Source organism: Serratia sp. szju, from assembly GCF_044594185.1.
In the GTDB taxonomy this organism is placed as follows: domain Bacteria; phylum Pseudomonadota; class Gammaproteobacteria; order Enterobacterales; family Enterobacteriaceae; genus Serratia; species Serratia bockelmannii.
This window is the reverse complement of the sequence record NZ_CP172576.1, coordinates 3,459,503-3,481,570: the sequence shown is the minus strand read 5'-3', so window position 1 is coordinate 3,481,570 and position 22,068 is coordinate 3,459,503. Positions and strand designations below refer to the sequence as shown.

At 57.6% G+C, this 22,068-nt stretch carries 16 protein-coding genes; all 16 read right to left on the bottom strand.

Features of this window, described 5'->3' with window-relative positions; genetic code table 11:
* Positions 1–208 precede the first annotated feature (208 nt).
* The 16 genes from narI to RE418_RS16345 all read right to left on the bottom strand — a co-directional run bounded on the left by narI (position 209) and on the right by RE418_RS16345 (position 21,740).
* Entirely contained in the window at positions 209–886 is a 678-nt protein-coding gene (gene narI / locus RE418_RS16420; RefSeq protein WP_025303199.1) for a respiratory nitrate reductase subunit gamma, read from the bottom strand.
* A 2-nt stretch (positions 887–888) separates the two neighbouring features.
* A complete protein-coding gene (gene narJ / locus RE418_RS16415; RefSeq protein ID WP_025303200.1) occupies positions 889–1,611 on the bottom strand; it encodes a nitrate reductase molybdenum cofactor assembly chaperone in 723 nt (240 codons plus the stop codon).
* Entirely contained in the window at positions 1,608–3,152 is a 1,545-nt protein-coding gene (gene narH, locus RE418_RS16410; protein ID WP_025303201.1) for a nitrate reductase subunit beta, read from the bottom strand. The genes narJ and narH overlap by 4 nt, the downstream gene beginning before the upstream one ends.
* Positions 3,149–6,910, bottom strand: a complete 3,762-nt coding sequence (locus RE418_RS16405; protein ID WP_089181019.1) for a nitrate reductase subunit alpha — start codon at positions 6,908–6,910, stop codon at positions 3,149–3,151. Before RE418_RS16405 ends, narH begins: the two co-directional genes overlap by 4 nt.
* 292 nt (positions 6,911–7,202) lie before the next feature.
* Complete coding sequence (locus RE418_RS16400; protein WP_399676292.1) at positions 7,203–9,062, bottom strand: carbohydrate-binding protein CenC; 1,860 nt, start codon at positions 9,060–9,062, stop codon at positions 7,203–7,205.
* An 11-nt stretch (positions 9,063–9,073) separates the two neighbouring features.
* Positions 9,074–9,817 carry a glycosyltransferase family 2 protein gene (locus RE418_RS16395; protein ID WP_038876984.1) on the bottom strand — a complete coding sequence of 248 codons (744 nt, stop codon included), beginning with the start codon at positions 9,815–9,817 and terminating at the stop codon, positions 9,074–9,076.
* Between the two features lie 7 nt (positions 9,818–9,824).
* Positions 9,825–10,880: a glycosyltransferase family 4 protein gene (locus RE418_RS16390; RefSeq protein ID WP_399675285.1), complete on the bottom strand. Its 1,056-nt coding sequence runs from the start codon at positions 10,878–10,880 to the stop codon at positions 9,825–9,827.
* 1 nt (position 10,881) lies between these two features.
* The gene (locus tag RE418_RS16385; protein WP_025303206.1) at positions 10,882–11,787 is read right to left on the bottom strand and encodes a glycosyltransferase family A protein; all 906 of its coding nucleotides are present in this window, start codon (positions 11,785–11,787) and stop codon (positions 10,882–10,884) included.
* A gap of 3 nt (positions 11,788–11,790) precedes the next feature.
* A complete protein-coding gene (locus tag RE418_RS16380) occupies positions 11,791–12,945 on the bottom strand; it encodes a hypothetical protein (RefSeq protein ID WP_038629451.1) in 1,155 nt (384 codons plus the stop codon).
* Positions 12,946–12,951: 6 nt separating this feature from the next.
* Positions 12,952–13,800, bottom strand: a complete 849-nt coding sequence (locus tag RE418_RS16375; protein WP_089195975.1) for an ATP-grasp fold amidoligase family protein — start codon at positions 13,798–13,800, stop codon at positions 12,952–12,954.
* Complete coding sequence (locus RE418_RS16370) at positions 13,781–15,079, bottom strand: flippase (RefSeq protein ID WP_049204106.1); 1,299 nt, start codon at positions 15,077–15,079, stop codon at positions 13,781–13,783. Before RE418_RS16370 ends, RE418_RS16375 begins: the two co-directional genes overlap by 20 nt.
* Positions 15,080–15,083: 4 nt before the next feature.
* Positions 15,084–17,267 (bottom strand): polysaccharide biosynthesis tyrosine autokinase, encoded by a 2,184-nt coding sequence (locus tag RE418_RS16365; RefSeq protein ID WP_399675282.1) that lies wholly within the window; start codon positions 17,265–17,267, stop codon positions 15,084–15,086.
* Between the two features lie 27 nt (positions 17,268–17,294).
* Complete coding sequence (locus tag RE418_RS16360; RefSeq protein ID WP_025303211.1) at positions 17,295–18,428, bottom strand: polysaccharide export protein; 1,134 nt, start codon at positions 18,426–18,428, stop codon at positions 17,295–17,297.
* 45 nt (positions 18,429–18,473) lie between these two features.
* Positions 18,474–19,523, bottom strand: a complete 1,050-nt coding sequence (gene wecA, locus RE418_RS16355; RefSeq protein ID WP_025303212.1) for a UDP-N-acetylglucosamine--undecaprenyl-phosphate N-acetylglucosaminephosphotransferase — start codon at positions 19,521–19,523, stop codon at positions 18,474–18,476.
* A 174-nt stretch (positions 19,524–19,697) separates the two neighbouring features.
* Positions 19,698–20,660 carry an NAD(P)-dependent oxidoreductase gene (locus RE418_RS16350; protein WP_025303213.1) on the bottom strand — a complete coding sequence of 321 codons (963 nt, stop codon included), beginning with the start codon at positions 20,658–20,660 and terminating at the stop codon, positions 19,698–19,700.
* 180 nt (positions 20,661–20,840) lie between these two features.
* Positions 20,841–21,740 (bottom strand): helix-turn-helix domain-containing protein, encoded by a 900-nt coding sequence (locus RE418_RS16345; protein ID WP_043138557.1) that lies wholly within the window; start codon positions 21,738–21,740, stop codon positions 20,841–20,843.
* Positions 21,741–22,068: the final 328 nt, after the last annotated feature.

Here is a 22,068-nt window from a genome sequence, read left to right as displayed (position 1 = left end):
ATCATCCCCGGTTTTTATGTCCCAAAATGCCTTTCATCAAGGCGGTATCTCTTGTTATCGGCTACCACGGGCCGACGTCCGTCGGCGGAAGCATAAGCGTAACATGACTGAGATAATTAGTTTACGACAAGGCGGCGAGAATGGGCAGACGGCGGGGGAATTATCGGAATAGCGCCGCCGCTGGCGATCGGCGGCGGCGGGGTCAGGCTCAGCGGCGGTTGCGCACCAGCTGATAACGGCGGGTCAGGTACTCTACCGGCGCACTCCAGATATGCACCAGGCGGCAGAACGGGAACAGCACGAACAGCGTCATGCCCAGCACCATGTGCAGTTTGAAGATAATCGCCACCCCTTCCAGGTGCGCAGAGGCGCCGGCGTGGAAGGTCACTACCGCCTGCGCCCAGGCCACCAGCTTCATCATTTCGCTGCCGTCCATATGCTGGGCGGAGAACGGAATGGTCAGCAGCCCCAGACACACCTGCACCACCAGCAACGTCAGGATCATGATGTCGGCGAAGCTGCTGGTGGCGCGCACCCGTGGGTTGGTCAACCGGCGCTTCAGCAACAGCGCGCCGCCGATCAGCGTCATCAGGCCGCAGGCGCCGCCGGCGATCATCGCCAGCTTCTGCTTCACGTCGATCGGCAGGAAGGCCTCATACATCCAGTGCGGCGTCAGCATGCCGAGGAAGTGGCCCGCGAAGATGCCGATAATCCCGATGTGGAACAGGTTGGACGCCAGCCGCATGCCCTTTTTATCCAGCATCTGGCTGGAGCCGGCGCGCCAGCTGTACTGCCCGTAGTCGTAACGCAACCAGCTGCCGATCAGGAATACCGCGCCGGCCAGATAAGGGTAGATATCGAAGAAGAACTGATTCAAAAATTGCATGATTAGCGTCCTTTGGTTCCGGTTAACGCATCCGTCAGATCCAGATACTGTGGCGCCACCGCGCCGGCGAAGCGCCGCTGGTGCGCCGTCTGCTGGGCGGAGGCGCAGCCCTGTTCGCCGAGAAACTTGACCTGCTCCTCTTCCCACACCGCATCCAGCGCCTGCGGCGTATCGTCGCGCGCCTCTTGCGCCACCTGGGTCTCCAGCGCCTGGGCCTGCACCTCGCTGCCGGACAGCGCCAGCAGTAGATCGAACAGCACCGCGTACGGGCTTTCACGCTGTTGCAAGCGCGCGCCCAGCAGCGCCAGGATCGGCGCGATGTCCTGCAGCCCTTCCCGCGCCTGCGCCGCGCTGCGGCTGGCCAAATACTCCAGGTACAGCGGCAGGAAGTCCGGCAGCTCGCGGCTGTCGATCTCCAGCCCGGCGGTGCGGTACTGCGCCATCAGGTCAACCATCGCCTGGCCGCGATCGCGCGACTCACCGTGCACGTGCTCAAACAGCAGCAGCGAGGTGGCGCGGCCGCGATCGAACAGCTCGCAATAGTCAGCCTGAGCATCCAGCAACGGGCGCGCGCACAGGCGGCGGATAAACAGAATCAGCTGCGCGCTGTGGTGCAGATCCAGCTCGCTGGCCGGCTCCAGCGCTTCGATCAGCGCCTGCTGATGGTCAAACAGCACCTGCTCCGGGTAATCCAGCAGGCGGGCGATCACTTTCAGGCTGATCATGAGGCATCCTCCGGCCGCGCGGTTTTCGCGGTCACGTCGATGGCGTCGATACGGCGGCTGTTGAACAGATTGAACTTACCATCGCTGCCGTGGCAGCCGTCGCCGAAGCTAAAGCCGCACCCCTTGCTTTCCGGGAAGGCTTCGCGCGCCAGTTCGCGGTGGCTCGACGGCACCACAAAGCGATCTTCATAGTTGGCGATCGCCAGGTAGCGATACATCTCCTGCGCCTGCGCTTCGCTCAGGCCAACCTGCTCCAGCGCGCTGGTGTCCACAACGCCGTCGACGGTTTCCGCCCGTTTGTAGTGGCGCATCGCCAGCATGCGCTTCAGCGCCAGCAGTACCGGTTCGGTATCGCCGGCGGTCAGCAGATTCGCCAGATACTGCACCGGAATGCGCAGGCTCTCGACGTCCGGCAATACGCCGTTGTGCGCCAGCTCGCCGGCGTCGGCGGCGGACTGAATCGGCGACAACGGCGGCACGTACCACACCATCGGCAGCGTGCGGTATTCCGGGTGCAGCGGCAGCGCCAGCTTCCAGTCCATCGCCATTTTGTACACCGGCGACTGCTGGGCGGCTTCAATGACGCCCTGCGGCACGCCGTCCGCCAGCGCCTGAGCAATCACCTTAGGATCATGCGGATCGAGGAAGATATCGAGCTGGCTCTGATACAGATCTTTGTCGTTCTCCACCGCCGCCGCCTGCTCGATGCGATCGGCGTCGTACAGCAGCACGCCGAGATAGCGGATGCGGCCCACGCAGGTCTCCGAACAGACCGTCGGCTGCCCGGCTTCGATACGCGGGTAACAGAAGATGCACTTCTCGGACTTGCCGCTTTTCCAGTTGAAATAGATTTTCTTGTACGGGCAGCCGGTCAGGCACATGCGCCAGCCGCGGCACTTGTCCTGGTCGATCAGCACGATGCCATCTTCGCCGCGTTTGTAGATCGCCCCGCTCGGGCAGGTGGCGACGCAGGCCGGGTTGAGGCAGTGCTCGCACAGGCGCGGCAGGTACATCATGAAGGTGTTTTCGAACTGGCCGTACATCGCCTTCTGCAGGTTATCGAAGTTCTTGTCCTGCGAGCGTTTTTCGAATTCCCCGCCGAGGATCTCCTCCCAGTTCGGGCCGCTTTCGATCTTGTTCATGCGCTGGCCGGTAATCAGCGAGCGCGGGCGGGCCACCGGCTGGTGCTTGCCCTGTTTGGCGGTGTGCAGATGCTGGTAGTCGTAATCGAACGGCTCGTAGTAGTCGTCCAGCGCCGGCACGTCCGGGTTGGCGAAGATTTTCGCCAACACGCCGACGCGGCTGCCCATGCGCGGCTCCAGCTTGCCGTTGATTTTGCGGATCCAGCCGCCCTTCCATTTTTCCTGATCTTCCCAGGCGTGCGGATACCCGACGCCAGGCTTGCTTTCCACGTTGTTGAACCAGGCGTATTCCATACCTTCACGGCTGGTCCAGACGTTTTTGCAGGTGACCGAACAGGTGTGGCAACCGATGCACTTGTCCAGATTCAGCACCATGCCGACTTGCGAACGAATTTTCATTTGCTGTTCTCCTGCTGACTGCCCTGCGCGTAGTCGTTGCCTTCGTCGTCCAACCAATCAATGCGGTTCATCTTGCGCACCACCACGAACTCGTCGCGGTTGGAGCCGACGGTGCCGTAGTAGTTGAAGCCGTAGGCCAACTGCGCATAGCCGCCGATCATGTGGGTCGGCTTCGGACAGGCGCGGGTCACCGAGTTGTGGATGCCGCCGCGTTGGCTGGTGATCTCCGAGCCCGGCAGGTTCACGATGCGCTCCTGCGCGTGGTACATCATGGTCATGCCGGCCGGGATACGCTGGCTGACCACCGCGCGCGCCGTCAGCGCGCCGTTGGCGTTGAAGGCCTCGATCCAGTCGTTGTCCGCGATGCCCAGATCTTTGGCGTCGTCTTCGCTCAGCCAGACGATCGGGCCGCCGCGCGACAGCGTCAGCATCAACAGGTTGTCGCTGTAGGTGGAGTGAATGCCCCACTTCTGGTGCGGCGTCAGGAAGTTCAGCGCCTTCTCCTTGTTGCCGTTCGGCTTGCTGTTCAGCAGCGGCTGCGCGGCACGGGTGTCGATCGGCGGCCGGTATACCAGCAGGCTTTCACCGAAGGCGCGCATCCACTCATGGTCCTGATACAGCTGTTGACGGCCGCTGAGGGTGCGCCACGGGATCAACTCGTGCACGTTGGTGTAGCAGGCGTTATAGGAAACATGTTCATCCTCCAGACCGGACCAGGTCGGGCTGGAGATAATTTTGCGCGGCTGCGCCTGAATGTCGCGGAAGCGAATTTTCTCGTCTTCCTTGTTCAGCGCCAGATGCCGGTGATCGCGGCCGGTGACGTTGCTCAGGGCCTCCCAGGCTTTTACCGCCACCTGGCCGTTGGTTTCCGGCGCCAGCGACAGGATCACTTCCGCCGCGTCAATCGCGCTCTCGACCTTCGGCCGCCCTACCGCCGGGCCGTCGGCCTTGACGTAGTTAAGCTGCTTGAGGAAGTCGACCTCGGTTTGGGTGTTCCAGCTGATGCCCTTGCCGCCGTTGCCCAGTTTGTCCAGCAGCGGCCCCAGCGAGGTGAAGCGCTCGTAGGTGGCCGGGTAATCGCGTTCCACCGCAATGATGTGCGGCGCGGTTTTGCCGGGGATCAGATCGCATTCGCCTTTCTTCCAGTCCTGCACGCCGTAAGGCTGTGCCAGTTCGGCGGCGGAGTCGTGCTGGATAGGCAAGGTCACCACGTCGGTTTCCTGGCCCAGATGGCCGACGCACACTTCGGAGAAGGCCTTGGCGATGCCCTTGTAAATCTCCCAGTCGCTCTTCGAATCCCAGGCCGGATCGACCGCCGCCGACAGCGGATGGATGAACGGGTGCATGTCGGAGGTGTTCATATCGTCTTTTTCGTACCAGGTGGCGGTCGGCAGCACCACGTCGGAGTACAGGCAGGTGCTCGACATGCGGAAATCGAGCGTCACCACCAGATCCAGCTTGCCTTCGCCGCCCTGCTCGCGCCATTCCACTTCCTGTGGCTTCACGCCGCCCTGCTGGCCGAGATCTTTCCCCTGGATGCCGTTTTCGGTGCCCAACAGGTATTTGAGCATGTACTCATGGCCCTTGCCGGAAGACCCCAGCAGGTTGGAGCGCCAGACGAACAGGTTACGCGGGAAGTTCTGCGGATTGTCCGGCTGCTCGGCGGCGAAGCCCAGCGTGCCGTTTTTCAGGCCGTCGACGGTGAACTCGACCGGTGACTGGCCGGCGGCGCGGGCCTGTTCCGCCAGGCGCAGCGGGTTGGTGCCCAGCTGTGGCGCCGACGGCAGCCAGCCCATGCGCTCGGCGCGCACGTTGAAGTCGATCAGGCTGCCGCCGAAGCGCGACTTGTCCGCCAGCGGCGACAGCAGCTCGTCGGTGCCGACAGTTTCATAGCGCCATTGGCTGGAATGGTTGTAGAAGAACGAGGTGCTGTTCATGTGGCGCGGCGGGCGCTGCCAGTCGAGGCCAAACGCCAGCGGCAGCCAGCCGGTTTGCGGTCGCAGTTTTTCCTGGCCGACGTAGTGCGCCCAGCCGCCGCCGCTCTGGCCGACGCAACCGCAGAAGATCAGCATGTTGATCAGGCCGCGGTAGGTCATGTCCATGTGATACCAGTGGTTGACGCCGGCACCGACGATGATCATCGAACGGCCGTGGGTCTTCTCGGCGTTTTCCGCGAACTCGCGGGCAATGCGGATGATGTTGTGGCGCGACACGCCGGTGATCTGTTCGGCCCAGGCCGGGCTGTAGGCCTTGACCTCGTCATAGTCGGCGGCGCAGTTGGCGTCGTCCAGCCCGCGCTCCAGGCCGTAATTGGCCAGCGTCAGGTCATACACGCTGGTCACCAGCGCTTCGCTGCCGTCCGCCAGCCGCAGGCGTTTCACCGGCAGCTTGTGCAGCAGGATCTCGTCCAGCGCCACGCTGTTGAAATGCTCGCTGTCGGCGCCGCCGAAGTACGGGAAGCCCACCTCGGCGACGTCGTCATGCATGCCCAACAGGCTGAGCTGCAGCTCGACTTCCTGTTGCGATTTGCCCTCGCGCTGTTCCAGGTTCCACTTGCCCTTCTCGCCCCAGCGGAAACCGATGGAACCCTGCGGCGCCACCAGATCGCCGCTGTGGCTGTCGATGGCGACGGTTTTCCACTCGGGGTTGTTTTCCTGGCCCAATCCGTCCACCAGATCGGCGGCGCGCAGCAGGCGGCCGGCGGCGTAATGGCCGCCTTCACGCGCTTCCAGCAGCACCAGCATCGGCATGTCGGTATAGCGGCGTACATAGTCGCGGAAGTAGCCAACTTCGCGGTCGAGATGGAACTCTTTCAGCATTACGTGGCCCATCGCCAGCGCCATCGCGCTGTCGGTGCCCTGCTTCGGATTCAGCCAGTGGTCGCACAGCTTGGCGACTTCGGCGTAGTCCGGCGTCACCGCCACGGTTTTGGTGCCCTTGTAACGCACTTCGGTAAAGAAGTGGGCGTCCGGGGTGCGCGTCTGCGGCACGTTGGAGCCCCAGGCGATAATGTAGGAGGAGTTGTACCAGTCGGCGGATTCCGGCACGTCGGTCTGCTCGCCCCAGGTCATCGGCGAGGCCGGCGGCAGATCGCAGTACCAATCGTAGAAGCTCAGGCAGGCGCCGCCGATCAGCGACAGGTAGCGGGCGCCGGCGGCGTAGGACACCATCGACATCGCCGGGATCGGCGAGAAGCCGATAATGCGGTCCGGGCCGAAGGTTTTGGCGGTATAGACGTTGGCGGCGGCGATCAGTTCATTGACCTCTTGCCAACTGGAGCGGACGAAACCGCCGCGGCCGCGCGCCACCTTGTAGCTTTTGGCTTTTTCCGCATCGCCGACGATAGAGCCCCAGGCCGCGACCGGATCGCTGTGCTGCGCTTTCGCTTCGCGCCACAGTTTGAGCAGACGCTTGCGCATCAGCGGGTATTTCAGCCGGTTGGCGCTGTACAGGTACCAAGAGTAGCTGGCGCCGCGCGGGCAGCCGCGCGGTTCATGGTTAGGCAGATCGGGACGGGTGCGTGGATAATCGGTTTGCTGGGTTTCCCAGGTCACCAGACCATTCTTCACATAGATCTTCCAACTGCAGGAACCGGTGCAGTTCACGCCGTGGGTGGAACGCACCACTTTGTCGTGTTGCCAACGGCTGCGGTAGCCGTCTTCCCAGTCGCGGTTGGTGTTCAAGGTCTGGCCGTGATCGCCAGAAAAAGGCTCCGCCAACTGCTTGAAATAGCGGAAACGGTCTAAAAATTTGCTCATCCGGAATGCTCCTGAAGGCTCTTGTCGTTATAAGAAGACATGCTCAATCTGCCGCCAGCCTACTGACGGCCAACCGGCGGCAAATTGATTGCGATCAAGAGAAAGCGGGAGGCGACGCGCGCGTCGGGGATGAAATACCACCAAAGTATAGGTGCGAGACTTAACTTTAATTAATTGAATTTGAATGAATAAATCAGGAATTCATGACAGAGACTGACGGGCGGGGGGCAAGGTGGGGTATTTGGGGGTAGGACGCGGGAGAAACCTCCCGCGTGATGCTAACTCGTCGCTTTCAGCGTTGAAGCCACAGCGTCGCGGTGCCCACTGCGGGCAACGCCAGCTTGACCTCCGTGCCCTCTCCCTGCTGCCGCCAGCCCGCCGGAAGGCGCAAGCGGGTGCTTCCCTCTCGATAGTAGGGGTTGGCTACCAGCAGCAAGGCGCGATCGCCCAGAATAAACATCCGCGCCGGCATTTGCGGGTCGCTTCCCGCCAGCGGCGTCGATTTTCCCGTCAGCAGATAAGGGGTGAAAGCGGCAATTTGCTGCGACACGGCAGCCACGCCACGCCAGGTGGCGTCAAACTCCCGTTGGTCGAAGCGGCCGGTTTTACGCTTGTAAAACAGATCGGTATAAGAATAAAACAACAGCCCCTTAGCGCCGCCGATCAGCGCCTGCCAGGCCTGGTTGCGGATTTCCGCCTCTGACGGCGGATGTGGCTTGCGGCGGGCGTCATAAGCGGCGTGATCCATGATTTGCATCACCACCCAGGCCCCGCGTGCCTGGCGGGCGGCCTGCACCGTCAGTTCGGTATAACGCGTGGTGCGCGTCAGATCGCGATCGTTCCCCACCGGGTAAGGGTCGGTCGCCAAAATGTCGCTGCTGTTAAAGTAGGCGTCCAACTCCCCGGTTTTGTTCAACACCTGGAAGGTGGGATGATCGCCGTCAAGCCGCTTTATTTGCAGGTTTTTTTCCTCGATCTTATCGAGATATTCCGGCCCCAGTTCATCGTTGATGTACCAGGCGAGCAGGTTGGGCTGAGAGCGCAAGCGCTGCACGTACCAGGCCGTCATCGCCGCGTAGTCGCCACCGCGCACGGCCGGCGCGAAACGGCTGCCGCGGTACTGATCTTTGACGGAGTAAATGACCAGCAGCCCGCGCTTGCGTGCGTTGCGGAAAAAGGCGTAAGGATCTTTCTTTTCCCCATAATCATAGTTCAGCACCGTGTTGAATCCCGCCGAGGCGATGCGCGCCAAATGTTCATCGGTAGCCACGTTGGCGTAAATGCCCAACGGGAAAAGCCGTTGACCATCGCGCAGGGTAAAGCCTTTGCTGTCGATCGCCACTTTGGCCGCAGGCTGGCCAACGCGAAAAGACAGCTCGCTGCCCTGTGCCGGCTGGGATTGCTGACCGGTGACCTGCTGACGCAGGCGGTACTCCCCCTGTGCCAGACCGGTCGGCAGTGGGTATTCGATACGGCGCTGCCCTTCAACTTGATAACGGTCGCGGCTACGGTGAACAACCTGCCCCTCGGCATTAAGCAATTCGCTATCGACCTGCAAATGCTGCGGCTGCGCAGTGACTATCAGCGTGTCGACCTTTCCCTGCGCCGACGCGCCGAGCTGATACAATGCCGGCTTAGGCGCTCGAGTACACGCATAGGCGTCGTCAAACCAGACGGTACCGGTGGTCCCCTTACGCAGGTAAACGCCAAAAGTGATTCGCGCCGCCTGCGGCGGCACGGTATAGCTGGCGTTCACCTGCCGCCAACCGCTGTCGCCGGTCACGCCAGCCGGATAGCTGCCTTCCAGAAAGCGCCCCTGCGCATCAAAGCTTTGCAGATAAACCCCGGCGCCGCCGTCGCGGCTTTGCCCGCGTACGCCGCGGGTCTTGAGCCAGACGCCGAAATCTATCGTCTGCCCGGGCACAACCTGCAGCGCCTGGTTGAAGGTACGGTACTGCGCTGCATCTGCATTGTCATAACGCAGACTGCCACGGCCGCTGTGCGTATCGCCGTCGCCCTGTGCGCCCTGCGCGCGCCAGTCGCTGAGCCCCTGCTCAAAGCCGGGGTTGGCCAACAGATTGGGTTGGCAGCTCTGCGCCAGAGCCGAAGCGCTCCACAAGGCGCAACAGCCCAGAGCCACCCTCTGATACATCCCCCTCATGGTCACTTCCTTTTCACCACGGCATTGAACAGATAGGTGGCGAACAGATAGCAGGATTTCTGGTAAGACAGCCCCAAATGCTGACGGTAAATCCGCCATTGCCAATCCGCGGCGCGGATTTTGTTGCCCGACAGCGAATGGGTAGACAATCGGTAACAGGCCAGCGGTTCGGGAATGCAGTAGGCCAGACCGTTACGCGCCTTCTGCAGCACCGCCAGCCACATCAAATAGTCCTCATGGCCCACTTTTTGCTGATACACCTTACCGATGCGCTTCTGGTTGTAGATGCCGGTGAGATTGCCAATCCAGTTGCTTTTCAACATATCCTGATAGCCAATAAGCTCATCCGCACCACGGGTGTTTTTGATCAATTTCAGGTCGTCTTCGAAGGTGTAATAATGGGAGCACACCACGTCGTAGCGGCGGGTTTGCAAAATGCTCGCCTGGCGCGACAGCTTGTTGGGCAGCCATACGTCATCACTGTCGCAGAAGGCGATATAGTCGCCTTTCGCCGCCTCAATGCCGATGTTGCGCGTTTCCGCCACGCCCTGGTTATGCTCATTACGGATATAGGTGAGGCGATCGTGGATGAACGGCCGTACCACCTCGGCAGTATCGTCGGTAGACGCATCATCGATCACATACAGGTGATAATCGGTAAATCGCTGATTCAGCACGCCTAGAATCGACTCTTTAATAGAGTTCGCAGCATTGTAGGCCGGCATTATCACGGATATCTTTTCCATTCTGTCCTCACTCGGTGAGCTGTTGCCACTGGGGATAAATACGTTCGGGAGAAAAACGACGAGACTTCTCTAACGCGGCGATAGAGAAGTGCTCGCGCAACCCCGGATCGAGCATCAGTTTGATCACCCCTTCGCTGAAGGCGGCGGCGTCGTCATCGGGCACCAGATAGCCGTTGACGCCATCGTCTATCAACTCGGCCGGGCCGGTCTTGCAGTCGTAGGCCACCAGCGGCAGGCCGAAACTCATGGCTTCGATCAGCACCATCGGCAATCCCTCATAGCGAGAGGTCATCAAATACAGGCTGGCCTGGCGATAATAGTCCGCCACGTTAGCGGTGGCCGGCAGCAGACTCACCTGCCGCTCCAGCCCGGCGTCTTCAATCTGTCGCCGCAATGCGTCGCGCTCCGGACCGTCGCCAATAATCAGCAGACGCCAATCCGGCGCCTGTGCCACCACCCCTCGCCACAGTGCGATCAGTCGATCGAAGCCTTTCTGATTGCTCAATCGCCCCACCGCCAGTGCCACCTTTTTTTGCAGCGCCGACGTCGGCGCCTGTGCGCCGAATGGCGAAACGTTCTCGATCACCCGACATTTTCCGGCCCCCACCCAGCGAGCGATGGCGTCGCTATCTTGCCGCGTCAGGAAAATCACGCTATCGCTCAGCCGGTAAACCAGCAACTTCAGCCACTTAAATACGCGCGGATACTGGTGAAAGCTGACGTGCTCACTTAATAGCAACCGGCTGCGGGCACAGAACAAACGCAGAAAAGGCGTCATCACCACCGACAGTTTTCCCATAGAAACGGTAATGATCACGTCCGCGCGTTCACGCCGCAGCGCCAATGCCAGCCGCCATGGCCAGAACAGCGAATCGCCACCGCCGCAGCGCAACCGGACGTCACTCGCCAGCGGAAAGAAGCTCCGCTCGCCAAACAGCGAAAACACCGCCACCTCATAACCCGGCAGACGCGCCAGCGCGTTGGCCAAACCGCTGGCGACCCGTTCAGTACCGCCCTTGCCCGCGATATTTTCGATAACGATGATTACCTTGCGTGCTTGCATATCATCTCCTGAATCCCTGGCGCACATTGCGCAGCAGCCGGCCGCCAACCGAGAACAACCCCAACCGCGCCAGACAATCGCCATACCATTTGATCACCTTGAACTTGCCGCTCAGGCTGTGCCGCACGATGCGCGACGAGTAATAATTGAACGCCTGGGCGTTTTCCGAATACAGCGAGGCCAGCAGATGCTTGCAGGCGAATCCGCTGATATGGCGATCGCTGGGGCTGAGGAAGGTATTGATAAACCGGTCGCTGGCCTCCAGATTGAGCTTCGCCGTCATGCGCCCATAGCGCCCTACGTCGAGAAACACCCCTCCGCCGGCGTCGTGCGCCACATGCGCGCCCAAATTGGTGGCATTGACCAAAAAACCCCAGTCCTGATGCTTATTGAGGAACTCGGGAAATAAAAAGCGGCGATCGCTTTTTTTACGGATGCTGATGGTGGATGAACGAATATCGCCCATTTCCAGAAAAAGAAAATCCTCGCCGGAGGAACCGGATTTATAATGGAAGTTGAAATCACGCACCGAATCGCCGCTCACCTCCGCATAGTTGCCGAAGATAATATCAATATGGCGATCCTCATGTTTATTCATGCGACGAATAATATAGTTGGTCGTGAAGTAATCATCAGAGTCGAGGAAAAACACGATCTCCGATTGCGCTAACTTGGTACCTAAGTTGCGCGACACCGCCGCATTGCTCTTCTGTTTTTTCTCATGCAGCATCACATTGCTATTCGTCGCCGCTATCTGACGAATATATTTGATATCATCCTCGTCAGAGCAATCATCAACCAAAATCACCTGATAGTCGAATCCTTGACAAGCGTTGAAAATCCGCTTCAGCGTTTTCGGCAGGTAGCGTGCACTATTATAAATAGGGATAACGATCGAGAAATCCATTTCTTAACCCTCCAACTTAGAATTTATCATTTCTTTTCCACGGCAAAGCAACAATAACGACACGTTAAATACCGGGACCAAAAAATAGGTTTCCGTAAAGGTTGTCAGCAGGAAAACAACCACCACCCAGCGCATGAACCGACTCAGCCTGCGCATATTGCCCAACAGGTGAAAATAACAAAAAAGCATGACGACAGAAGCGATGCCACCGGCCGAATAAAACATGGCGATGAAGAAGAAATCGACGGGCTTATAAGGCTCTATATTCATGCCGAACAGCGGATTGGGTAGCCCCACCGCCTGAAACATCTGCCAGGAGAACCAGATTCGCCCGGTCAACGCCTGGTTCAAGAGGACGTCCAAGGCCGGATTACTCCCCCAGCGTATAACGCTGGCGAATTGAAAGCCTACAATGGCCAACGTCAGCGCGATGCAGACTTTTCTGTTCGGCGCGACACGCAGCAGCGGCGCCAGCCAAAACAGCAACAACATCAACAGCGCCAACATAAAACAGGTGCGAGAATAGGAATACATCAGCACCGGGAGAATTAACGCCGATACCGCCAGCGAAGCGATATTTTTCATTCCTCGCGTTAATTTCGCATGGTCGATCAGGCACAGCAGTGTGGCGAACAAGGCAAAAGAATAATACGCCAGGGTATTCGGATTATCGAACCCCAGCGTTAATCGATTGCCGTAACGCTCATCAAGGTAAACAAACCCATCGGTGTAAAAGATATAGGGAATAACCACCAGTAACCCTGCCACCACAAAGGTGATGGCAAACATTTCAGCGCCACGCCCCATTTCGATGCGACGGAATAAAATTATCACCGCCGTGCTGAATACCGCACCAAACAGATAATCACCATGACCGGTGGCAATATTAACAAGAAACAGCAGAACCAAAAAACCCGCAACCGCCTTTTCCGCCAGCGTAGCGATAAAAAATGCATAGCCAACATAGAGCAACATCAAGCCATTAAGCCCCATGACCGCTTTATTAATCAGCTCGCTATTGAACGATCCCGAGGTCAGGAACGTTTTCACGAAAAACATCAGCAGGAAGGTCAATACAATTGATTGATTGACTAAATCTCGCGACTGATTATAACCCGCATTGGCATGCATTTGAAAATTGGAGGCGACTCTTTGCATAAGCGTTTACTCAGTAAAATAACTGCCCCATTCCTGCTCAATGTTTTTCGGCATCAGCTTGCTTAACCCCGCGCCAGGCGTAAACGTCAACTCACCGAAATACACCTTCTCACCGACCTGGTAGAAATCCACACGGACATAAGAGAACTGCTGCGCGGTCTGGCGAGCCAAACGTATCATTTCTTCCAGCCGTGTAGGACGCGGCATCGGTTCGTCTGCATTCGGCAAGTTGATACGAATTTCGGTGCGGTTCCAGTCGATATCAAAAATATCGCGCCGATGGGTGCCGAAACGCTGGTAATCCACCTGGATGAACATACGAATTTCATGATTGTCGTTGAAACAATGAAACTTGATATCGTTCGGCACCTGTTCGCCATCCAGCAACAGGCGCTCCACCATGATGCAGGGTTCGATATCCAGATAATGCTTTTCGCGGCTCTGCTCATAAAAGTTGCTGCGCATCCACGCGTTGCTGAGATCGTACAACTCCGCGTAGCTAATCTGCTGCTTGTCGAACACCAAGCGGTTATAGCCGCTGCCGTGGTTGGCCTTCAGCACAAAGGCGTTAGGCAATTGCCTGAACATGTCGTAGCTAAGTTCAGTGCCATGCGTATACAGCTCCACCAGATACTCCTCGCCCCACAGGCCGGCGATAAATTCACGCACCTTGAACTTGTCCGACAAAGTGGTGTAGATGCTGCGCGGATAAATTTTGCGGCGCATGATCTTTTCGCTGAAGCCGGTCGGTTTTGACAGGTGCGGCAGCTTCTTGAAATAGAGCGCGTATTTAACCTGATGGTGCCAGGCATCGGGCAGGCGCTTGGAAATATTTTTAACCAGGATGTTTAACATGCTCTCTCCTTAATTTGCTGACAAGACGCGGCAGGCAGTAAAAACAGGTCAGCTGCAGTCGGGTAATTTTTCCGCCACGGAATAAACTGTTCAGCACGAAGAACGAAATGAACTCCGCCAACAGCGTAGATACCGCCGCACCGATCAGGCCGTAGCGCGGGATCAGCAGCAGATTCATCACCACGTTCGCCACCGCCACCAACGGCATCTTGATGGCGATAAAACGATAGCCGGCGAACAACACGATGCTGCGGTACGAAACCGTCCCCATTACCGAGAACAGCGAGGTCAGCGTGCAAATAGCCAGGATATTGGCGGCCGGTTGGAAAGCGGCGCCGTACAGCAGCGCAATCGCCGGGTGGGCGAACCACCATAGGCCCAGCAACACCGGCAACGACAGGCCCAAGACCACCAGATAAAGCACCCGAATACGGTACTCCTGCTCCAACGGATCGCGACAGCTGGCAATGCCCGGCATCAACGAAGTGATCAGCGCCATCGGCACGAAAACCCAGCCTTGGCTGAGGGTGGTGGCGGCACTGAACCAGCCTACCGCCTGCTCGCCGACCAGATTGCCCAGCATGATTTGATCGATGCGGGTGTAGATCACTATCGACAGGCTGGAGATGGCCAACGGCAGGCCCACCTTTAGCAAATAACGGCCATAGCGCCTGGCCTGGCGCGGCGTAACCCGCGGCGAGGCCGCCGCTTCCGCACGGAATAACCAGAGGCGCGCCAGGTAAGGTACGGCGCTGCTGAGGATGTAGGGTACCGCGAACCACACCAGCGGCAGCGCCGCGCTCACCAGCGCCAGCCGCAGCCCGATCGACAGCAGCAGCGCCAGGTTGTTGATCAGCGTATTGCGTTTCGACTGCAGGCGGGCATCGTAATAAATTTTGTACACGTCCTGAATCGAGAAATAGGCGCTGATAAGCAGCAACAGCGTCATCAGTTGGCTGGCGGGCGATTGGCTGAAATAGCTCCATATCAGCATCGGCAGCGCCACCACCAGGAACAGCCAACGACGCAGGCGTATTGACGCCAGCATCAGGCGAATGCCGCTCGGCTGTCGGCGGGCGACGCGGTTGAAAATGATGCTGTCGGCGCCCAACTGCACCAGTGGCACTACGATGGCGATCGTCGCCAACAGATAGTTGAGGGTGCCAAACTGCGCGGGCCCCAGATAGCGCGCAACGTAAATGGAGACGAAGATGCCGGACAGGCTGAGCGAAACGCGTTCAAGCATCAGCCACAGGGCATTGGTGATAATGGCCTTCACCCGCTTATTCCCCTGCCTGCGGGTGATCTTCCCGATGGCTTGGGTAGGCGAAGTTGTAATAGCTCATGTCGGTTGCCGCCTTCTTCACCATCCCGTTGAGGATCACGCCCTTGATCGCCACGCCATTCTGTTCGAAACGACGCATGCTGGTTTCGATCTGCTTGACGGTATTCACCTCAAAGCGCACCACCAGCAGTGAGGTACCCGCGTGATTGCCGACGATCGCCGCGTCCGTCACCGCCAGAATCGGCGGCGTGTCGATCAGCACCAGATCGTAGTTCTGCCCGGCCCAGCGCAGGAAATCGGCGAAGCGGCGGTGCATCAGCAGTTCGGACGGGTTCGGCGGCACCTGACCGCGCGGCACGAAGTCCAGATTGGCGATGGCGGTTTTCCGCACCGCCTGTTCCGCCATCACGTTGCCCACCAGCATGTCGGACAGCCCCTGATGCCCATCATCCGCCAGCCAGCGGTGCAGGAAGCCTTTGCGCATATCGGCGTCGATCAACAGCACCCGCTGCCCGGCCTGCGCCACCACCACCGCCAGGTTGGTGCTGGTAAAGCTCTTGCCGCTTTCCGGGCTGGCGCCGGAGACCATCAGAATGTTGTTCTTGGCCTCCATCATGGCAAAATGCAGGCTGGTGCGCAGGCTGCGGATCGCTTCCACCGACAGGTCCGTCGGTTCGGCCACCGCCAGGATCGGCAAGCGCCGCCCCCCGGACCTTGGCAGCAGCTGACGTTGCTCGCGGTTGCGCTTCACCTGCCACGGCGACAGCGGCACGGTGGCGTAGACGTTGATGCCCCGCTTCTCCAGGGTATCGATGTCATTGATGCCGCGATGGAAGGCCGCACGCAGCAGCACTACGATGGCGCCGCCCCCGGCGCCAAGCAGCAGCGCCAACAATACGATCAGCATCTTTTGCGGCTTAATCGGCCGCAGCGCGGTTTCCGCTTCGTCGATGATGCGCACATTGCCCACCGTGCCGGCCTTGCTGATGCTCAGTTCCTGCTGCTTGTTCATTAGCTGCATGTAAACCTGCTGATCCACCTGCACGTCGCGGGTAAGACGCAGGATCTCCTGCTGCATTTTCGGCAACGTCTGCACCTGTTTACCCAGCCGTGCTTTTTCCGCCTCCAGCGTGGCGCGCTTCTCCAGCAGCGCCCGGTAAGCCGGGTGCGCGCGGGTGTAGAGTTTGGAGATTTCCGCTTCCTTGAAGGTCAGCTCGTTGAGCTGGGCCTCGAGCTGCACTTGAGTATCCAGCACCGATTTGGCTTCAAGCGACAGATCCACCGAGTCATTTTGCTGGCGGAACTGATTAAGTTGGGTTTCGGCGTCGTTCAACGAGGTTTGCGTTTGCGGCAGCTGCTCTTGCAGGAACGCCAGCATTCGCTGAGCTTCTTCCGTTTTGCGATCCACGTTCTGCTGCAGGTAGTTGTCGGTGATGTTCTTCAGCATTGTCTCGGCGCTCTGCGGATCTTCGCTCGGCAGCGTAAAGGTCATGATGCCGCTGTCCTTGCCACTCGGCACCACGTCCAGGTATTTACGCAGATCGTCCACCGCTTCTTGACGCGCGACTTTGACCACGGTAAAGCTGGCGCCCGGCGAAGCGTCCAGCGCCGAGACGGTCATGTTCCAACCGCCTTGCGCCACCGGCTGCCCGACCACGCCGCTGAACAGTTTGCTGCCGTCATAACTCAGCTCGTAATGCTGCCCATCGCGCACCGTCAGCGTCAGCGCTTCGCCCTCCATGTCCGCCGGCGTCGTCAGCGTGGCAATACTCAGCACCGGCGGCTTTTCACCGCTCAAGCGGGCAAAGCCTTTGCCGAACACCGGGAAATAGTCCGGGCTGACGCGCACCGTCAGACCGAGGGTGTCCACCGTTTTTCCCAGCACGTAGCGCGACTTAGCCAGCGTCACCTCATCCTGTGTCGCCGAATTTTGCCCCATCATTGAACTGTCCAACGTTTCACGCAGCAGCGAATCGCCGGACAGCTGCTTCTCCACCTGTACCACCGCCGTAGCCTGGTACACCGGGGTGGCCAACAGGGCGTAGGCGACGCCCAACATGCCTGCCACGCCGGTCACGACGGCGATCCGCCAGCGGTTATCCCACAGCGGCCCAATCAGGCGTTCCCACTCCAGCTTTTCGTCTTGTTCGGCCACCATCACGGACAGCGCATTATTTTTCATCTTCTGTTCCTTATTCACCCTGCGGAGTTACCAGTTGCGCACGCGCAAGGTCGCCTCGCTGAGATCGTTAAAGCTGCTGATGGTCGGCACCAGCTGGCTGATCAAACGGTTCCAGCGCGCGACCGGCGCCGCAGTGACGTACACGACGTCGTAAGGTTGCAGCTGAAATTCAGCGCCCATCGCCAGCGCGCTGGCGTCGGAGAGATCGAACTGATACAGCGTCGCCAGTCGCTGCGGTGTTTTACCGCCGCTCGGCCGGATCACGAACACCCCGGTCGCATCCGCCACCGTCTGGCTGATCCCTTCGGAAGATCCGAGGGCCTCGGTCAGGGTCATGCCGCTGCGATCCATCTTCAGCGTCGCTTGCTTGCCCACCTCGCCCATCACGAACACTTTCAATTCGTCATTGCGCGGGATGTAGAGGATGTCGCCCGGCTGCAGCAGCGCGTTCTGGCTGATGTCGCCGCGCTGCATCAGCGCCTGCAGCGAGATAGCCCGCTCTTTGCCCTGATGGGTCAGCACGACGTTGCGCCAATCGGCGTTGTCCGTCAGGCCGCCGGCGGCGTTAATCGCATCCAGAATGGTCAACGGCACGTTGGTGATCGCCTGTTGGCCGGAGGTTTTCACTTCGCCGGTCACGTAAGCCTTCTGCGAACGGAAAGCGGCAATACTGACGTCTACCTGAGGGCTTTCCACATACTGCGCCAGACGGCCGGCGATCAGGCTGCGCACTTCGGTGACGGTCTTGCCCACCACCGCCACTCGCCCGATATAGGGATAAAAAATCGTGCCATCCGCATGCACCCAGTTGCCGGTGTCGCTGGCGCTGCGGTATTGCCCGGCCGGCGTGGTCAACTCGGGGTGATCCCAGACGGTGACGTTCAACACGTCGCCGACGCCGATGCGGTATTGATAGCTCTGCAATCGCTGATCCAGCGCCGGGTTCGGCCGGGCGACCGGTTCTACGCGCCGCATTTTCTGCAGCAGCATCGGCGACATGCGATAAACCTGTACCTGGTCATTCAAATCGAAATCGTCGTCCTGTTGCACGACGATGGCTTTTCCGCTGGTCGGTAAATGTGAACCGGGAACCACCGTACATCCACTCAACAGCGCGGAGGTGAAGGCCAATGGCATCAAAAGAGGCAAATGAAAATTCATGGAAGTACCGTGATAAACGGGCTGCTGCCGCAGCCCGTGAGGGGATTAACGGCCGACGGTCGGATTATCGCTGAACACCGTCGCCTGACGCGGTTCGCGCAACATGACGAAATAACCGCAAAAACAGAACAGAAACGCCACCAACATTTGGCTTTCCTGCAGCTGCAACACTTCACTGCAAATGCCAATGCAGGCCAACGTCACCGCCAGCATGGTGCTCATCGCCAGCGCCTGACGCGCATTGAGCCCACGACGCATCAGAATATGGTGCAAATGATCGCGGCCCGCTTTGAAGGGGCTTTGGCGACGCAACAGGCGACGCACCATCACAGTCACCATGTCCATCAGAGGAATGGCGATCAGCCACAGCGCGGTGACCGGACGCATTACCGCCTGTGGCCCCTGCGTCGCCAGCAACACCAGCCACAGCACGCTGAAGCCGATCACCATGCTGCCGGCGTCCCCCATAAAGATCTTGTTGCGCGCGCCGAACAGGCTCAGGTTGAACAACAGATAGGCCGCCAGCGCGACGATCAGGCCCAGGCACCACAGCGCCAGATCTTCCCTGCCGCCCAATCCGAACACGATAGCCAACGCGACGAAGGTCACGCAGGACAAGGCGCCCAGTTGCCCATCGATGCCATCCACCATGTTGTAGGCGTTGATCGCTCCCCATACCGCCAGCGGCGTGAGCAGCAACGCGCCATAACCGAGCATCACTTCCTGATGCCCCCAAACATAGCCCAATGAGGAAAGCTGCATCCCTGCCGCCAGCATCATCGCCAGCGCGATCCCTCCCTGCACCATGACGCGTGGCGCCACGGGCAGATCAAAGCGGTCATCCAGCACGCCCAACACCACCAGCGCCGTAATGCACAGCAGATAGACGGTGCTGTCAGGCAGCCAGGCGGGTTGCCACAGCGTCATCAGCATCAGCGTCAGGTACACGGCGATACCGCCGACCAGCGGAATGTGTCCCAGATGTTGCTTACGCGCATTGGGCTTATCCACTAATCCCACCGTTAAGGCGGCCCGGCGGGCAATAAGGACCCACGCTACCGCCAGCACAAATATCACGCTCAGTTGATATAACATCGTTCCTCCAGCGAATAAGCACGCTACCGCCCTTGAGTTACAGCTCCCAATGCGCTATTAACAAAAACAAAATTGATCCTGCCAGGATATAAGTCAGCATGAATTAATCCTGAAAAATACAGATTTATCCGCTTGTCGGCGGAAATAAGTAAATAACGTCAGCGTGCGGTTAAGTTATCTATCAGAAAACTCATGTTTAATGGTTCTTTCGATTGCCGAATCAAGTTCAACCGGCGCCACGAAATTATTTTGCACATTACTTTTAAATTGCGTTCTGGCGCAGAATTTCTGCACTCTGACGCGACTGATTGGGAATTTTTTACGACTTATTTTACTCACGACATCCAATGCGGTCGCCCCACATATTCCCACCACATAAGGAATGCGAATCGTCTTATTTTCTCTGCCCAGCGAGGAGGAAATAACGTCGACCAATTGATTCATCGTAAAGTCCGGTTTATCGACGTAGTTGCTGACCTGATAACTTGACTGCTGGTCCAACGCATGCTCCAGCCGCGCGGCAATATTTTCAACGTAAGCCATCGACTTCATATTATTGCCACTGCCAATCATCACGAATCGGCCGCTGGCGATCTGGCGGAACAGGTTATACACATTGCCGCGGTTGCCTTCACCGAATACCACCGTCGGGCGAATGATGGTCAATTTGTTGGCGCTATCCGCCTTGCGCCACGCTTCATAAACGTATTCCGCTTCGAGCTTGGATTTGCCGTAATGATTGAAAGGATCGAAACGCCCTCCTTCATCGGTTTCCTGCTCGACGAACCCATAAACGGCAACCGAGGAAGTGAAAATGACTTGGTGGATATTCAACGCGGAGGCGGTCATGCAGACATGCCGTGCACCTTCTACATTGACCTGATAATAGAGCGAAATGGGATCGACGTTGTCCTGATGTTCCGCCGCCAGATTAATGATGGCGTCGCAGCCCGCCAGCGGCTCTTGCAGGGTCTCGGGTTGCGTCACGTCGCCATACTGATAGAGCGCCGGAAAATGTGCGCTAGGTTGTTTATCAACGATGACCAACGTCAGATCATCGCGCACACTGAGACGTTTCGCCAGGCGTGTTCCGATAAAACCGGAACCCCCGATAATAGCTACTTTACGCTTATCCATAATTTGTCACTCAGCAGGTTCTCATTATTCCTGTCACCTCGATGGAAACAGGACGCTAATATGCGTTAGGTAATGAGTTCCAGACTGGACAAATCGAACCCGGCTTTCAAATAACAAATAATGAAATAAAATATTTCATCAAATGTAAAATTATCGCTAAAGATAAAACCTCATTCAGCACTAATTTTTAACATCGTAAGCAACTTGATATTGCAAGGTTTTATTCGGCAATATGAGATTAATCCGACCTTTACCCGGCGTAGAAGAGGTCTCATATTTTACCGGTAATTTAAGCTGCCCCTGCTTAGGGTCGACACATTCGATGGTCGCCTGCTCCATGCTCTCCCCCTGGTACAGGCAGAACAGGGTTTGTGGGCTGTTGGTATGGGGGTTATTCAACGTCAGCGTCAACACGACGCGCGTATTGTTCTGAATATCATTGATCACCGGCGGGCGAGTTTGGTTGCCGAGCACATATGAAAAATGTGAAATAACCAGCAAAGAAGCAAATGCCGTCAGGTATTTCACTACGCGACTGGCGGGCATGCTGAAAAATCGGCGCACCGTCGCCGACTTTTTATCACGAGTGGGTTCCTGGGAGGGTTCTACCGTTGCAACAGGCGCTGCAACAAGCGTCGTTTTACGCGGCTTATCTATTTTTTCATCGTGTGCCTCAGGGGACTCACTTTCACTTTCAGAAAGTTCCGCTTGAATATTAACGCCAATATCCTCACCGCCATTTAATATATCATCATCAGCGTAGTCTTCATCCTCGGATATAAAGTGAAAAGCCGCTTGATTTTCCACCTTGTAACCCAGCCGAGGAATGGTTCTGATAAGCGTATGTTCCGAGTCGCTGATTTTTTGGCGAATAGATTTAATTGTTTGATTTATCGTTGAATCTGAGCAGTAAGTTCCTTTCCAGATATTTTCTATAATTTCCGTTCGGGTTACCAGTTCTGGTGATCTGGCGACAAGCAGCGAAAGAATTTGATACTCCTTCCAACGCAGACGAAATTTCTCCCCGGCAGGAGTCAGAACATCGAGATTCCTAATCTTTATTCTTCTATCAAGATTCACTTTTAATTTCCTTAGCGTGCCTGTCCTGCACACTTTGTATAGAAATATCAAAAAATGTTCAAGAAATTAAATGTAAACTCAACAGGTTGCATTCATCGGATATTGGCCTTTATAAAAATTTTCTGATTTCATTTTTTACATTAGGCCTTATTAAGGATGTTCCGTTTATCCAAATGACTCTTTTTCCCTGTTGGCAACATGGATTTCCTTCATGACTACCGTAAAGTTCAAATGATCACCTCATTGATTTAAAAAGAAAAAAATAACAACCCTGTTCAGTTGTTAACCGAATGAAATTGTGAAATTTCATTCTTCTCCGTGAGTTCAT

Coding starts and splice junctions, on each gene's coding strand:
- narJ (WP_025303200.1), bottom strand. CDS start 1,611: ATGATCAGCCTGAAAGTGATCGCCCGCCTGCTGGATTACCCGGAGCAG.
- RE418_RS16405 (WP_089181019.1), bottom strand. CDS start 6,910: ATGAGCAAATTTTTAGACCGTTTCCGCTATTTCAAGCAGTTGGCGGAG.
- RE418_RS16365 (WP_399675282.1), bottom strand. CDS start 17,267: ATGAAAAATAATGCGCTGTCCGTGATGGTGGCCGAACAAGACGAAAAG.
- RE418_RS16350 (WP_025303213.1), bottom strand. CDS start 20,660: ATGGATAAGCGTAAAGTAGCTATTATCGGGGGTTCCGGTTTTATCGGA.
- RE418_RS16400 (WP_399676292.1), bottom strand. CDS start 9,062: ATGTATCAGAGGGTGGCTCTGGGCTGTTGCGCCTTGTGGAGCGCTTCG.
- RE418_RS16360 (WP_025303211.1), bottom strand. CDS start 18,428: ATGAATTTTCATTTGCCTCTTTTGATGCCATTGGCCTTCACCTCCGCG.
- RE418_RS16375 (WP_089195975.1), bottom strand. CDS start 13,800: ATGTTAAACATCCTGGTTAAAAATATTTCCAAGCGCCTGCCCGATGCC.
- RE418_RS16390 (WP_399675285.1), bottom strand. CDS start 10,880: ATGCAAGCACGCAAGGTAATCATCGTTATCGAAAATATCGCGGGCAAG.
- RE418_RS16385 (WP_025303206.1), bottom strand. CDS start 11,787: ATGGATTTCTCGATCGTTATCCCTATTTATAATAGTGCACGCTACCTG.
- RE418_RS16380 (WP_038629451.1), bottom strand. CDS start 12,945: ATGCAAAGAGTCGCCTCCAATTTTCAAATGCATGCCAATGCGGGTTAT.
- narI (WP_025303199.1), bottom strand. CDS start 886: ATGCAATTTTTGAATCAGTTCTTCTTCGATATCTACCCTTATCTGGCC.
- RE418_RS16395 (WP_038876984.1), bottom strand. CDS start 9,817: ATGGAAAAGATATCCGTGATAATGCCGGCCTACAATGCTGCGAACTCT.
- narH (WP_025303201.1), bottom strand. CDS start 3,152: ATGAAAATTCGTTCGCAAGTCGGCATGGTGCTGAATCTGGACAAGTGC.
- wecA (WP_025303212.1), bottom strand. CDS start 19,523: ATGTTATATCAACTGAGCGTGATATTTGTGCTGGCGGTAGCGTGGGTC.